We start from the raw sequence: 13,028 nt of genomic DNA, 5'->3' as shown, positions 1-13,028 counted from the left end.
GGAGAGCAACGCGCGCTTGTTGTGATCGTTCATTACTGAATGAAACTCGCGCAAACCTGCACGAATGCATGGATTCTTGCCGCTGCCGACGCGATCCGCGCGACATCACTATAATGAACCCGTAATGATAATGCTTAATCGCTGATCTAATGGAAATTATGAATAACTGGAATCAATTTTTAGCTGCGCAAGGCGCCCGTCCCGTCCCTCCCGAAGGCGCGCCAGACAGTACCCTCCCCGCCACCGTTGCCCCCATCGCCGATTTTGGCCAGTCCCTGACAGTGCCCCAGCTGCAAAACGGCTTTGTCGCGGCCATCACGGACCAGGGCTTGATCGGCATCAATGGCGACGAGGCGGCCAGTTTCCTGCATGGCCAGCTGACCAACGACGTGGAACACCTGAACCAGGAGCAAGTGCGCCTGGCCGGCTACTGCACGCCAAAAGGCCGCCTGCTGGCCAGTTTCCTGATGTGGCGCAATGCCACCACCATTTACCTGCAATTGCCGCGCGCCATACAGCCGGCCATCCAGAAGCGCCTGCAGATGTTCGTGCTGCGCGCCAAGGCCAAGCTGCACGATGCCTCCTTGGATGCAGGCAATCAAGTCGTCCTGGGCCTCGGCGGCAAGCAAGCCGGCGCGGCCCTGTCCGCCATCTTCCCCGTGCTGCCCGCCACGCCGTTCAGCAAGGTCGAACAGGCGTCCGGCACCCTGCTGCGCGTGGCCGATGCCTTCGGCAGCGCCCGCTACCAATGGCTGACGTCGGCCGCCACGGCGCGCGACGCCTGGCCGCAGCTGGCTGAAAGACTGGCCAAGGGCGGCTATGATTGCTGGCAACTGTCCGACATCCACGCGGGCATTCCGCAGATCACGGCCGCCACGCAAGAGCAATTCGTGCCGCAGATGGTCAATTTCGAGCTGCTGGGCGGCGTCAATTTCAAGAAAGGCTGCTACCCGGGCCAGGAAATCGTTGCGCGCAGCCAGTACCTGGGCAAGCTCAAGCGCCGCACCACCCTCGTCAGCATCGCCGATGCGTCCGCCGTGGCCGGCGGCGAACTGTTTGCCGTCAGCGACCCGGACCAGCCTTGCGGCATGGTCGTCAACGCCGCGCCGAACGGTGACGGCGGCGTCGACGCCCTCGTTGAAATGAAACTGGGGGCGATCGCGGAAGGTTCAAGCGCCACCGGCGCCGTGCGCTACGGCACGGCCCAGGGCGCTCACGTGCAATTCCTGTCCATGCCTTACGTGCTCGACGCACTCGACCTGTGAGAATGCCATGAAAGATTTGTACATTTACTATCAGGTCAAGGAAGAGCACGCCCAGGCGCTGGAAGCCCGCGTGCGCGCCCTGCAGGCCAAGCTGGCGGCCGCCTGCGGCGTGGCGCCGCAGCTGAAGCGCCGTCCGGAAGCCAAGGATGGCTTGCAGACGTGGATGGAAATCTACCCCGTCGTCGGCGAAGGTTTTACGGACTTGCTGGCCGCTGCGGCCGACGAGGCTGGCCTGCTGTCGCTGACGGCCGGCGCGCGCCATACGGAAGTGTTCATGGACTTGCCCCCATGTGCCTGATCGTTTTTGCCTGGAAAGTCAATCCGCACGTCCCGCTGATTGCCGCCGCCAACCGTGACGAATTCTATGAACGCGCCAGCGCCCCGGCCGGGGCCTGGCCCGAGCACCCGCAAGTGTATGCGGGCCGCGACCTGCAGGCGGGCGGCAGCTGGATGGGCATCACCCAGGCCGGCAGCGGCAGCTCGCGCTTTGCCGCCATCACGAATATCCGCAGCCCGCAAGACCGCAATCCGGACGCCCCCTCGCGCGGCGCCCTGGTGGCCGACTACCTGGCCGGCACGATGTCGCCGCAGGACTATATCGCGCAGATCCGCGCGGGCTGCAAAGCCTACAACGGCTTTAATCTGGTGCTGGGCGACGCGCATACGCTGATCTGGTTTTCCAACCGGGGCGACGGCGATGCGCGCAATGGCCATCCATTGGAACCGGGCATCTACGGCCTGTCGAACGCCCTGCTCGACGCGCCATGGCCCAAGGTCCTGAAAACCAAGGCCCAGTTCGCCAGCCTGCTGTGCCAGGGCGCGCCCGACGACGCCTATTTCGACATGCTGGCCGACACCACGCGCGCGCCCGACTTCCGCCTGCCCGACACGGGCGTGCCGCTCGACCTCGAGCGCGTGCTGTCCGCCGTCTGCATCGACACGCCGGGCTACGGCACGCGCACCTCCACCGTCGTCAAACTGTTCCCGGACTCGCCCGGCGAACTGCATGAGCTGGTGATCCAATAAACCGCTCCGGGGTCTGACCCGCCGGGTCAGACCCCGGACACCGCCACTGCTGCCTCCGCATGACCATCCCATGACGCTTTAAAACGTTTGCGCGCAAAAAAAGAAAGCGCTTGCGCAAGCGCTTTCTTTTGTTTACGATGGAATCCAACGCGGCGACACAGCCGCACCCCATCGCAGCACACAATAAGAATAAAACCATCAGGAGACACCATGGCCACCATGGAAGATGTAGCGCGGGCGGCGGACGTATCGCTGTCGACCGTCTCGCACGTACTCAACGGCACCCGCAAGGTCAGCCCGAAAACCGTCGCCGCCGTCAACGCGGCCATGCAGCAGATCGGCTACGTGCCGAACATGCTGGCGCGCGCGCTGGCCGGCTCCTCGTCGGGCACCATCGGCGTGGCCATTTCCGCGTTCACCAATCATTACTTCAGCGAAACCGTGCGCGCCATCGAGGCCGCCTGCACGCGCCACGGCCTGATGATGCTGTTTTCCGATACGCATGACGATCCGGAACAGGAACTCAAGGTAGTGCAGAACCTGCACCAGCGCCGGGTCGACGGCATCGTGCTGGCGCCGTCCGGCGATGCGCACAACCGCGCCCTCGACTATTTAAACAGCAACAAGATCGCTTCCGTGCTGGTTGACCGCATGTCGCCCCAGCCATTCGACCAGGTGGGCGTGGAAAACAGCGAGGCGACGGCCGAACTGGTCAGCCATCTGATCGCGGCCCACGGCCACCGCCGCATCGGTTTCATCAGCGGCGCACCGGGCCTGTCGACGACGGACGAGCGCATCGACGGCTACCGCCTGGCCCTGCAGCGCGCCGATATCGTCTTTGACCCGGACCTGCTGCGCTCGGGCGACTCGAACCTCGAGCGCAGCGGCGCGGCCACGCGCGAGCTGCTGGCCCTGCCCGCCGGACAGCGCCCGACGGCCATCGTGGCCGGCAATAACCTGATGACCATCGGCACCATGCACGCCTTGCGCGACGCGCACATTGCGGTACCGCAAGACGTCGCGCTGGCCGGCTTCGATGATTTCGACTGGGCCGATTACTTCAGCCCCCGCCTGACCGTGATGGCCCAGCCGCTCGAAGAGCTGGGCGCCAGGGCCGTCGACCTGCTGATCGAACGCATCGCCAACCCGGGCCGCGCCCGGCACGTGCAGCGTTTGTCGCCGACCTTGCGCGTGCGCAATTCCTGCGGCTGCCCCTGACCTTTTACCGTAAATACACATGCATCCAGCCATTTCCCTCGGTATCGACCTCGGTACCTCCGAACTGAAAACCGTGCTGATGGACGGCAGCGGCGCCGTGCGCGGCCAGGCTTCCGTGCGCATCGACACCAGCCGCCCGCGGCCGGGCTGGTCCGAACAGTCGCCGCAGGACTGGTGGGCCGCCTGCGTCCAGGCGCTGGGCCAGCTGCGCGCCGCCTGGCCGCAGGACTACGCGCACGTCGCCTGCATCGGCCTGTCGGGCCAGATGCACGGCGCCGTGCTGCTAGACAGCAATGACAAGGTGATCCGCCCCGCCATCCTGTGGAACGACGCGCGCGCCGATGCCGAAGCGGCCGCCCTGGCGCGCGACTATCGCGCCTACGCGGACGTGACGGGCAGCCTGCCGATGGCGGGCCTGACGGCGCCGAAACTGCTGTGGCTGCAAAAGCATGAACCGGCCGCGTTTGCCGCCATCGCCTGCCTGCTGTCGCCGAAAGACTATCTGCGCCTGCAGTTGACGGGGATCAAGCTGACGGACATGTCCGACGCGGCCGGCACCTTGTGGCTGGACGAGGCCGCCCGCGCCTGGTTCCCGCCCATGGTGGCCGCCTGCGGCTTGCGGCTCGACCAGCTGCCGGCGCTGGCCGAAGGCGACGCGGCCACGGGCACCGTGCGGGCCGCCGTCGCCGATCAGCTGGGCTTGCCCATGGACGTGGTGGTGGCCGCCGGCGGCGGCGATAACCCGGTCTCGGCCGTGGGCATCGGCGCCGTCAACGGCGGCGACAGCTTTATTTCGCTGGGCACCAGCGCCGCCATCGTTTCCGTGACGGAAACGCCGCTGGGCAATCCGGCCGGCGGCGTGCACAGCTTTTGCCACGCCCTGCCCGGCCGCTGGTATGCGATGGGCGCGATTCTCTCCGGCGCCAGCTGTCTGCGCTGGGCCACTGGCGTGCTGGGCCAGCCCGACGAGGCAGCCCTGCTGGCGCTGGTGGAAAACGCCCTGCCGCTCGACACTGTCATCGCGCCATCGGCGCCGCTGTTCCTGCCCTACCTGTCGGGCGAGCGCACGCCGCACAACGACCCGCAGGTGCGCGGCGCCTTTTTGCAGCTGGGCCACGACAGCACGCCGGCGCAGCTCGGCTACGCCGTGCTCGAAGGCGTGGCCTTCGCCTTGCGCGACGCCATGGCCGCCGTCACGTCGACGGGCGCGCTGATTCCCCACTGCATGCTGGTGGGCGGCGGCGCGCGCAGCCAGTACTGGGCGCAGCTGCTGGCCAATGTGCTGGGACGCGAGATGCGCACCCTGCACAACAGCGAACTGTCGGCCAGCCTCGGTGCGGCCAAGCTGGGCTTTGCCGCCATCGGCGACGCCAGCCTGCTGACGCAGGGATTGCCCATTAACAACGTTTTCCAGCCCGACGCCGCGCACGGCGCAGCCTTGGGCATCCGTTACGGCCGCTACCGTAGCCTGTTTCCCGCCGTGCAAGCCCTGCACCAACTCAGTGAGAAGGAATAGTAATGAATCAGCTGCAACAACTGAAGCAAACCAGCACCGTCGTCGCCGACACGGGCGACTTTTTGCAACTGGCCCGCTTCGCGCCGCAGGACGCCACCACCAATCCGTCGCTGATTTTAAAGGCCGTGCTGCAGCCCGATTACGCGCCCTTGCTGGAAAGCACGGTCGCCGCCCACAAGAATGCCGCGCTCGACGATATCGTCGACCAGGTGCTGGTGCGCTTCGGCCTGGAGATATTAAAAGTCGTGCCGGGGCGCGTCTCGACGGAAGTCGATGCCCGTTTGAGCTTTGACCGCGACGCCACCGTGGCCCGCGGACGCCGCCTGATCGCCCTGTACGAGCAGGCTGGAGTAAAACGCGAGCGCGTGCTGATCAAGGTCGCCGCCACCTGGGAAGGCATCGAGGCCGCGCGCGAACTGGAAAAAGATGGCATTTTTTGCAACCTTACCCTGCTGTTCGCGTTTTGCCAGGCCGTCGCCTGCGCCGACGCGAAGGTGCGGCTGATTTCGCCGTTCGTGGGCCGCATCTACGACTGGCATAAAAAATCGCTGGGCGCGGCATGGGACGAAGCGGCGCGCAGCCTGTCCAACGATCCAGGCGTGCAGTCCGTCACGCGCATCTTTAATTACTACAAGCAACATGGCATCGCCACGCAAGTGATGGGCGCCAGCTTCCGCAACGTGGGGCAGATCACGGCCTTGTCCGGCTGCGACTTGCTGACCATCAGCCCGGACTTGCTGGCCAAGCTCGAAGCGCTGGATGCGCCGTTCGAGCGCGCGCTGGGCGCTGACCTGGGCGCGGCGCAGCCGGCCGTCAGCTATGACGAAGCGGCCTTCCGCTACGCCCTGAACGACGATGCCATGGCCACCGAAAAGCTGGCCGAAGGCATACGCGGCTTTGCCGTCGATGCGGGCAAGCTCGATGCCATGATCGAGAAATTGCGTAATCATTAACGAATAACAAAGTTTTTACCCGTAGCACAGTCGTTTTTACAATAAAAACCCTTGGAGATCCTCATGAAAAAAGTCATTACCGCCACCCTGCTGCTGTCCGCCGCCTGCGGCGCCTTTGCCGCCGATAAACCGCTCAAATCGATCGGCGTGAGCGTGGGCGACCTGGCCAACCCGTTTTTCGTGGCGATTGGCCGCGGCGCGGAAGAAAGCGCGAAAAAGCTCGGTGGCCCCGGCGTGAAAGTCACGACTGTTTCCAGCAAGTATGACCTGAACACCCAGGTGGACCAGATCGAGAATTTCATCGCCAACAAGACCGACATCATCATCCTGAACGCCGTCGACTCCAAGGGCATCGCCCCGGCCATCAAGAAGGCGCGCAATGCGGGCGTGGTCGTGATCGCCGTCGACGTGGGCGCCGTGGGCGCTTCGGCCACCGTGATGTCCGACAACACCATGGCCGGCGACGTCTCGTGCGCCTACCTGGCCAAGCAGATCGGCGGCAAGGGCAATGTGGTGATCCTCAACGGGCCGCCCGTCACCTCCGTGATCGACCGCGTCAACGGCTGCAAGAAAACCCTGGCCGCCTTCAAGGACATAAAAATCCTGTCCGACAACCAGAACGCGGGCGGCAGCCGCGACGGCGGCATGACCGTGATGTCGAATTTGCTGACGGCCCATCCGAAGATCGACGCCGTGTTCGCCATCAACGATCCGACCGGCATCGGCGCCGAACTGGCGATCAAGCAATCGAAGCGCACGGACGTCAAACTGATCACGGCCGTCGATGGCGCGCCGGACGGCCAGAACGCCCTGAAGAACAAGGCCGGCCTGTTTGCCGCCACCTCGGCGCAAAACCCTTACCGCATGGCAACGGACGCCGTGCAGATGGGCTACGACATCATGAACGGCCGCACGCCGAAACAGACCATGGTGCTGTTGCCGACCCCGGCCATCACCAAGGAAAACGTCGCCACCTACACGGGCTGGGTGAAGAACTGATCTGCCTGACCTGAACCACGCGGCGCCGCCAGCCAGTTGGCAGGCGGCGCCAGTTTCACCAGCAAGGAAGGACAGTCATGAGCGACGATATTATTTTTGAAATGCGCGGCATCGAGAAGCGCTTCGGCGCCACGCGCGCGCTGCGCGGCGTGCACCTGACGGTGCGCAGCGGCGAAATCCATGCCGTGATGGGCGAAAACGGCGCCGGCAAGAGCACCCTGATGAAGATCCTCTCGGGCGTGTACACGCCGGACGCCGGTGAAATCATTCTCGACGGCAAGCCAATCCGCATCCGCAACCCGGGCGAGGCCCGCGCCCTGGGCATCAACCTGATCTACCAGGAACTGAGCGTGGCCAAGAACATGACGGTGGCGCAGAACGTCTTCATGGGCAGCGAGCCGCAAGGACCGTTCTGGACCGTCAAGGGCGGCGAAATGCGCGCGCGCACGAACGCCATCCTGGCCGACCTCGGTTCCCGCTTCGACGCCGACACCATGGTGGCTACCCTGTCGATCGCCGAGCAGCAGCAGGTGGAAATCGCCCGCGCCCTCGTGCACGAAAGCCGCATCCTGATCATGGACGAGCCCACTGCCGCCCTGTCCGACCGGGAAACCGAACAATTGTTCCGCATCATCGAAGAACAGCGCGACAAGGGCCTGGCCGTGCTCTACATCAGCCACCGCATGGCCGAGGTGGAACGCCTGGCGCGCCGCATCACGGTGCTGCGCGACGGCGCCTATGTGGGCGAACTGGGCAAGGATGAGCTGGATCAAAAGAAAGTCGTGCAAATGATGGTGGGCCGTCCCGCCGACGACTTCTATTCGCACCAGCGCCGCAGCACGCGGGGCGCCGAGCGCCTGCGCGTGGAAAACGTGGGCGGCGGCAAGGTCAAACCCGCCTCGTTCGCCCTGCATGCGGGCGAAGTGACGGGCCTGGCGGGACTCGTGGGCGCGGGCCGCACGGAACTGGCGCGGCTGATCTTTGGCGCCGACAAGAAAGCATCGGGACAAGTGTGGCTCGACGGCCAGGAAGTGCACATCCAGCGGCCGCTGGCGGCGATACGCCACGGCATCGGCTATCTGCCGGAAGACCGCAAGAGCCTGGGCTTGTTCATGCAGTTGTCGGCCATGGAAAACATGTCGATGAACATACTTTCAAAGCATTCCACGGCGGGCGTGGTCAACCGTGGCGCCCTGACGCAGCTCACGCGCGAGGCGATTGCCAACCTCAACGTCAAGGTCTCGGGGCCGGACGGCATCGTGGGGGGATTGTCTGGCGGCAACCAGCAGAAAGTCCTGCTGGCGCGCTGGCTGGCCATCGCCCCCAAGGTCCTCATCCTCGACGAACCGACGCGGGGCGTGGACGTGGGCGCGAAAAGCGAAATCTACAAGATCATCCACCAGCTGGCGGACGCGGGCACGGCCGTACTGTGCATTTCCAGCGAACTGGCCGAGCTGGTCGGCATCTGCGACCGCGTGATGGTGATGTGCGAAGGACGGCTGACGGGCGAAGTGACGGGCGACGATATCACGCAGGAAAACATCCTCGCCTACGCCACCCAGCTGGAAGCGGCCTAAAAACACCTATCAAAACCTACTGCGCGTCGCGGGTCGCGGTTTCCGATGCTCACTGACTCGGCGTCCCCGTGCTTCGCACAGTTCCGCGTCTCAACCACAACCCACATCCGCTCGCTGCGGTTTTGTTAGGCGTTTTAAGAATACGCCTTAAATAATCATTCAGGAGACTCATGATGACAACTAGTACCACCCGCGGCGCCCCGCGCGCCGGCGAACCTTTCAATGCCTCGAACCTGATGCGCCGCCTGGGCATGCTGCCCGTGCTGGTCGTGCTGTACCTGGCCATGTACGGCCTGACCGTGTATTTCTCGGCCGACGGCACGTCCACGTTCATGACGAGCAACAACACCATGAACATCTTCCGCCAGGTGTCGATCAATATCGTGCTGGCCTCGGGCATGACCTTCGTCATTCTGACCAGCGGCATCGATTTATCGGTCGGCTCCGTGCTGGCCGTCTCGGCCGTGGCGGGCATGCTGATGTCCTTGTCGGCCCAGTTCGCCGGCTTTTCAATCCCTGCCTTCCTCATCGTCGGCCTGCTGCTGGGCGCGCTCAATGGCGTGCTCGTCGCCCTCGTCGGCCTGAACCCGTTCGTCGTGACCCTGGGCACCATGACGGCCCTGCGCGGCGCGGCCTATCTGCTGGCCGACGGCACCAGCGTGCTGAACACGGAAATCCCCAGCTTCGAATGGATGGGCAACGGCAGCTTCCTGGCCGTGCCCTGGCTGATCTGGCTGGCGGCCGCCGTCGTGCTGCTGACCTGGTTTATCTTGCGCAAGACGACCCTGGGCCTGCATATCTACGCCGTGGGCGGCAATATCCAGGCGGCGCGTTTGACGGGGATCAAGGTCGGCCTCGTGCTGATGTTTGTCTACACCATCAGCGGCCTGTTCGCGGGCCTGGGCGGCGCCATGTCGGCCAGCCGTTTGTATGCCGCCAACGGCAACTGGGGTACCGGTTATGAACTCGATGCCATCGCGGCCGTCGTGCTCGGCGGCACGAGCCTGATGGGCGGCGTCGGTTCCGTCTGGGGCACCGTCATCGGCGCCCTGATCATCGGCGTGATGAACAATGGCTTGACGATTTTGGGGCTGTCGTCGTTCTGGCAGTATGTGGCGAAAGGTGTCGTGATCGTGCTGGCCGTGATCCTGGATAAATGGCGCCAGTCGCACGCGCAGAATTAAACCCTAAACCCATGAACTGCCGGGGTCGGACCCTGTAGGGTCCGACCCCAGTCCTTGCTCCTGGGTTAACGCTTAAAACTGCAGCCGCATCTCCACATGCGCAATCCCCGCCTCTTCAAATTGTTCCCCCTGCTGCACGAAACCGTGGCGCGCATAGAATGGCGCGGCCACGGTTTGCGCGTTCAGCATCACCGCCAGGTCACCACGTTCGCGCGCCTTGTCCATCAGCAAGGTCAAAATGGCGCCGCCCACGCCCGTGCCGCGGCCCGGCTGGCGCACGGCCATGCGGCCGATGTGTCCGTCCGGCAATAGCCGGCCCGTGCCGATGGCTTGGCCGGCGTCGTCATAGGCGACGGCGTGCAGGCAGACGGCATCCATATCGTCGAGTTCGATCTCGGCCGGCACTTTCTGTTCATCGACGAAAACTTCAAAGCGGATGGCGGTGGCGTCAGGGCCCAGGGTGGCCCAGTCGCCGAGACGGATGGTGTGCTTGGTCATGGTGTAATGTAAAAGGAGACAGGCCGCAATTGTCGCACGGCCCGCCTTTCCTCGGCGAGATCAGCCGAGCTTGACCAGTTGCTTGCCGAAATTACGGCCCTTCAACAGGCCGATGAAGGCGTCGGGCGCGCTGGCCAGGCCCTCGGCCACGGATTCGCGGAACTTCAGCTTGCCCGACGCCACCAGGGTGCCCAGCTCGGCCAGTCCTTGCGGCCAGAATTCCGGCTGTTCGGACACGATGAAGCCGCGCACCGTGAGGCGGTTGGTGAGGATCAGGCGGGCATTGTCGAGCGGCGTCGGTTCGCCGTTGTAGCCGGCGATCCAGCCGCACACGGCCACGCGGCCGAACGCGTTGGTGCGGGCCAGGGCCGCATCGAACACGGCGCCGCCCACGTTTTCAAAGATGGCGTCGATACCGTCCGGCGTGGCCGCTTCCAGGTCGGCCGCCAGCTTGCCCGCCTTGTAGTCGACGCAGGCGTCAAAACCCAGTTCCTCGACGACATAGCGGCATTTTTCCGCCCCGCCCGCGATGCCGACGACCCTGCAACCCTTGAGTTTGGCCAGCTGGCCGACGACGCTGCCGACGGCGCCGCTGGCGGCCGACACGACGACCATTTCGCCCGCCTTTGGCGCCATGATCTGGTTCAGGCCATACCAGGCCGTCATGCCCGGCATGCCGACGGCGCCCAGGTAGGCGGACGCGGGGATATGCGTCGTGTCGACCTTGCGCAGCATGGTGCCGTCCGACACGGCCACTTCCGTCCAGCCCAGGGTCCCCACCACCGTGTCGCCCGCGGCGAACTTCGGATGCTTCGATTCCAGCACCACGCCCACCGTGCCGCCTATCATGGTTTCATCGAGCGCCTGCGGCGCCGCATAGCTCTTATTGGCGCTCATGCGCCCGCGCATATAGGGGTCGAGCGACAGGTACTGGTTGCGTACCAGCAATTGCCCATCCGTGATGGCGGGAATGTCTTTCGTTTCCAGACGAAAATGTGCCGGCTGCACTTCCTCGTTGGAAGCGGGGCGCGCGGCGAGGACGATGCGTTGGTAGGTGGTCATGAATGCTCCTTATTGGATGAACAAGCTGAACCCTAAAGCGAAGGGCTGGGGTAATTCAATCATTAAATCTCATAGTCCATACACTGCCGCGCTTCGCGCACGGCGCCAAAAAACGGCTTGATTTTCACGTGCTCGGGATGGTTCTGGTAGGCGTCGAGCGCTGCGCGGCTGGCGAACTCGCTGTAGAGCACGATGTCGTAGCTCGCTTCCAGGCCCGGCTGGGCCACGGCCGCCTCGAATTTCAATATGCCGGGCACCAGGTCCGAACAGGCGTCGAGCAGGGCTTTCAGTTTCAGGGCGTTGGTGGCGCGGTCGGCGCCTTCGGCGTGGTCTTTGAGTTTCCAAAAAACAATGTGCTTGATCATGGTGGCAGGCTGCTTGTTTATTAATGAAGCATTACTGTAACCGCTATCGGCGCACTCTGCAGGAAGTGGCCGTACAAGGAAAACGGGCGGCCCTGGAAGCCGCCCGCAGACTGGGTTCACGCAAACATTACAGCACTTCAAACAGGCCGGCCGCGCCCTGTCCGCCGCCGATGCACATGGTCACGACCACGTATTTGACGCCGCGGCGCTTGCCTTCGATCAAGGCGTGGCCCGTCAGGCGCGCGCCCGACACGCCGTAGGGGTGGCCGACGGCAATGGCGCCGCCGTTGACGTTCAGGCGGTCCATGGGAATGCCCAGGGTGTCGGCGCAATACAGCACCTGCACGGCGAACGCTTCATTGAGTTCCCACAGGCCGATGTCAGCCACCGTCAAGCCCGCCTTTTTCAGCAGCTTGGGAATGGCGTACACGGGGCCGATGCCCATTTCATCGGGTTCGCAGCCGGCCACGGCAAAGCCGCGGAAGACGCCCAGCGGCTGCAAGCCTTTCGCTTCGGCCACTTTCGCGTTCATGACGATGGCCATCGCCGCGCCGTCGGAAAACTGGCTGGCGTTGCCGGCGCTGATGACGCCGCCGGGAATGGCCGGGCGGATCTTCGCCACGCCGTCATACGTCGTGTCGGCACGGATGCCTTCGTCGGCGGCAATCGTCACTTCGCGCGACACCAGCATGCCGCTGGCCTTGTCAGCCACGCCCATGATGGTGGTCATGGGCACGATTTCCGCGTCGAACAGGCCGGCCGCCTGGGCGCTTGCTGCGCGCTGCTGGCTTTGCGCGCCGTACACGTCCTGGCGCTCGCGCGAAATCTGGTAGCGTTTTGCCACCGTTTCGGCCGTCTGCAGCATGGGCCAGTACACTTCCGGCTTGTGCTGCTGCAGCCAGACGTCGCGATACATATGCGTATTCATTTCATTTTGCACGCAGGAAATTGATTCCACGCCGCCCGCCGCATAGATATCGCCTTCGCCGGCGATGATGCGCTGCGCCGCCAGGGCGATGGCCTGCAAGCCCGAGGAACAGAAGCGGTTGACGGTCATGCCGGCCGTGGTCACGGGGCAGCCGCCGCGCAGGGCCACCTGGCGCGCGATATTGCCGCCCGTGGCGCCTTCGGGAAAGGCGCAGCCGACCAGCACGTCTTCCACTTCCTCCGCCTCGATGCGCGCGCGCTCGACGGCGGCCGCCAGCACGTGGCCGCCCAGGGTGGCGCCGTGCGTCATGTTGAACGCGCCCTTCCAGGACTTGGCCAGGCCCGTGCGGGCGGTCGATACGATGACGGCTTCATTCATGCTGTGTCTCCTTGTGGGAATGTTATGTGGTCAATGATGTTAAGTAAGCCCAATAAATT

General features: G+C 64.4%; 13 protein-coding genes. 9 read left to right on the top strand and 4 right to left on the bottom strand.

The features are described 5' to 3' along the window. Nucleotides 1–158: 158 nt before the first annotated feature. From CBW50_RS05220 to CBW50_RS05180, 9 genes are all read left to right on the top strand, one after another. Nucleotides 159–1,265 carry a folate-binding protein YgfZ gene (locus CBW50_RS05220; protein WP_226935670.1) on the top strand — a complete coding sequence of 369 codons (1,107 nt, stop codon included), beginning with the start codon at nt 159–161 and terminating at the stop codon, nt 1,263–1,265. A gap of 7 nt (nt 1,266–1,272) precedes the next feature. Beyond that, a complete protein-coding gene (locus CBW50_RS05215; RefSeq protein ID WP_086144538.1) occupies nt 1,273–1,563 on the top strand; it encodes a DUF4936 family protein in 291 nt (96 codons plus the stop codon). Beyond that, a complete protein-coding gene (locus tag CBW50_RS05210) occupies nt 1,554–2,291 on the top strand; it encodes an NRDE family protein (protein WP_086144537.1) in 738 nt (245 codons plus the stop codon). Before CBW50_RS05215 ends, CBW50_RS05210 begins: the two co-directional genes overlap by 10 nt. Nucleotides 2,292–2,501: 210 nt before the next feature. Then, the gene (locus CBW50_RS05205; RefSeq protein WP_086144536.1) at nt 2,502–3,509 is read left to right on the top strand and encodes a LacI family DNA-binding transcriptional regulator; all 1,008 of its coding nucleotides are present in this window, start codon (nt 2,502–2,504) and stop codon (nt 3,507–3,509) included. 31 nt (nt 3,510–3,540) lie between these two features. Continuing rightward, nucleotides 3,541–5,025, top strand: a complete 1,485-nt coding sequence (gene xylB, locus CBW50_RS05200) for a xylulokinase (protein ID WP_216356318.1) — start codon at nt 3,541–3,543, stop codon at nt 5,023–5,025. Between the two features lie 2 nt (nt 5,026–5,027). Next, complete coding sequence (tal, locus tag CBW50_RS05195; protein ID WP_086144534.1) at nt 5,028–5,978, top strand: transaldolase; 951 nt, start codon at nt 5,028–5,030, stop codon at nt 5,976–5,978. Nucleotides 5,979–6,041: 63 nt separating this feature from the next. Further along, entirely contained in the window at nt 6,042–6,977 is a 936-nt protein-coding gene (locus tag CBW50_RS05190) for an ABC transporter substrate-binding protein (RefSeq protein WP_083708248.1), read from the top strand. Between the two features lie 77 nt (nt 6,978–7,054). Beyond that, on the top strand, nt 7,055–8,554 hold the full coding sequence (locus tag CBW50_RS05185; protein ID WP_086144533.1) for a sugar ABC transporter ATP-binding protein: 1,500 nt from the start codon (nt 7,055–7,057) through the stop codon (nt 8,552–8,554). A 173-nt stretch (nt 8,555–8,727) separates the two neighbouring features. Then, entirely contained in the window at nt 8,728–9,738 is a 1,011-nt protein-coding gene (locus tag CBW50_RS05180) for a ribose ABC transporter permease (protein ID WP_070311868.1), read from the top strand. A gap of 72 nt (nt 9,739–9,810) precedes the next feature. Here the strand turns inward: CBW50_RS05180 and CBW50_RS05175 are convergent, their stop codons facing one another. The 4 genes from CBW50_RS05175 to CBW50_RS05160 form a co-directional block, all read right to left on the bottom strand. Further along, nucleotides 9,811–10,236: a GNAT family N-acetyltransferase gene (locus CBW50_RS05175; protein ID WP_086144532.1), complete on the bottom strand. Its 426-nt coding sequence runs from the start codon at nt 10,234–10,236 to the stop codon at nt 9,811–9,813. Between the two features lie 60 nt (nt 10,237–10,296). After that, nucleotides 10,297–11,298: an NADP-dependent oxidoreductase gene (locus tag CBW50_RS05170; protein ID WP_086144531.1), complete on the bottom strand. Its 1,002-nt coding sequence runs from the start codon at nt 11,296–11,298 to the stop codon at nt 10,297–10,299. A gap of 62 nt (nt 11,299–11,360) precedes the next feature. Continuing rightward, the gene (locus CBW50_RS05165; RefSeq protein WP_086144530.1) at nt 11,361–11,663 is read right to left on the bottom strand and encodes a Dabb family protein; all 303 of its coding nucleotides are present in this window, start codon (nt 11,661–11,663) and stop codon (nt 11,361–11,363) included. Nucleotides 11,664–11,790: 127 nt separating this feature from the next. Next, nucleotides 11,791–12,969: an acetyl-CoA C-acyltransferase gene (locus CBW50_RS05160; protein WP_086144529.1), complete on the bottom strand. Its 1,179-nt coding sequence runs from the start codon at nt 12,967–12,969 to the stop codon at nt 11,791–11,793. Nucleotides 12,970–13,028: the final 59 nt, after the last annotated feature.

The sequence above is a fragment of the Janthinobacterium sp. GW458P genome (assembly GCF_002127585.1).
Taxonomy (GTDB): Bacteria; Pseudomonadota; Gammaproteobacteria; order Burkholderiales; family Burkholderiaceae_D; genus Janthinobacterium.
Note: the sequence above shows the minus strand (reverse complement) of the source record. Positions and strands in the feature narration are given on the sequence as shown.

What these genes read in the sequence shown, in the direction of transcription:
- CBW50_RS05220 (WP_226935670.1), top strand. Translation starts at nt 159, where the DNA reads ATGAATAACTGGAATCAATTTTTAGCTGCGCAAGGCGCCCGTCCCGTC.
- CBW50_RS05215 (WP_086144538.1), top strand. Translation starts at nt 1,273, where the DNA reads ATGAAAGATTTGTACATTTACTATCAGGTCAAGGAAGAGCACGCCCAG.
- CBW50_RS05210 (WP_086144537.1), top strand. Translation starts at nt 1,554, where the DNA reads ATGTGCCTGATCGTTTTTGCCTGGAAAGTCAATCCGCACGTCCCGCTG.
- CBW50_RS05205 (WP_086144536.1), top strand. Translation starts at nt 2,502, where the DNA reads ATGGCCACCATGGAAGATGTAGCGCGGGCGGCGGACGTATCGCTGTCG.
- tal (WP_086144534.1), top strand. Translation starts at nt 5,028, where the DNA reads ATGAATCAGCTGCAACAACTGAAGCAAACCAGCACCGTCGTCGCCGAC.
- CBW50_RS05190 (WP_083708248.1), top strand. Translation starts at nt 6,042, where the DNA reads ATGAAAAAAGTCATTACCGCCACCCTGCTGCTGTCCGCCGCCTGCGGC.
- CBW50_RS05185 (WP_086144533.1), top strand. Translation starts at nt 7,055, where the DNA reads ATGAGCGACGATATTATTTTTGAAATGCGCGGCATCGAGAAGCGCTTC.
- CBW50_RS05180 (WP_070311868.1), top strand. Translation starts at nt 8,728, where the DNA reads ATGACAACTAGTACCACCCGCGGCGCCCCGCGCGCCGGCGAACCTTTC.
- CBW50_RS05175 (WP_086144532.1), bottom strand. Translation starts at nt 10,236, where the DNA reads ATGACCAAGCACACCATCCGTCTCGGCGACTGGGCCACCCTGGGCCCT.
- CBW50_RS05170 (WP_086144531.1), bottom strand. Translation starts at nt 11,298, where the DNA reads ATGACCACCTACCAACGCATCGTCCTCGCCGCGCGCCCCGCTTCCAAC.
- CBW50_RS05165 (WP_086144530.1), bottom strand. Translation starts at nt 11,663, where the DNA reads ATGATCAAGCACATTGTTTTTTGGAAACTCAAAGACCACGCCGAAGGC.
- CBW50_RS05160 (WP_086144529.1), bottom strand. Translation starts at nt 12,969, where the DNA reads ATGAATGAAGCCGTCATCGTATCGACCGCCCGCACGGGCCTGGCCAAG.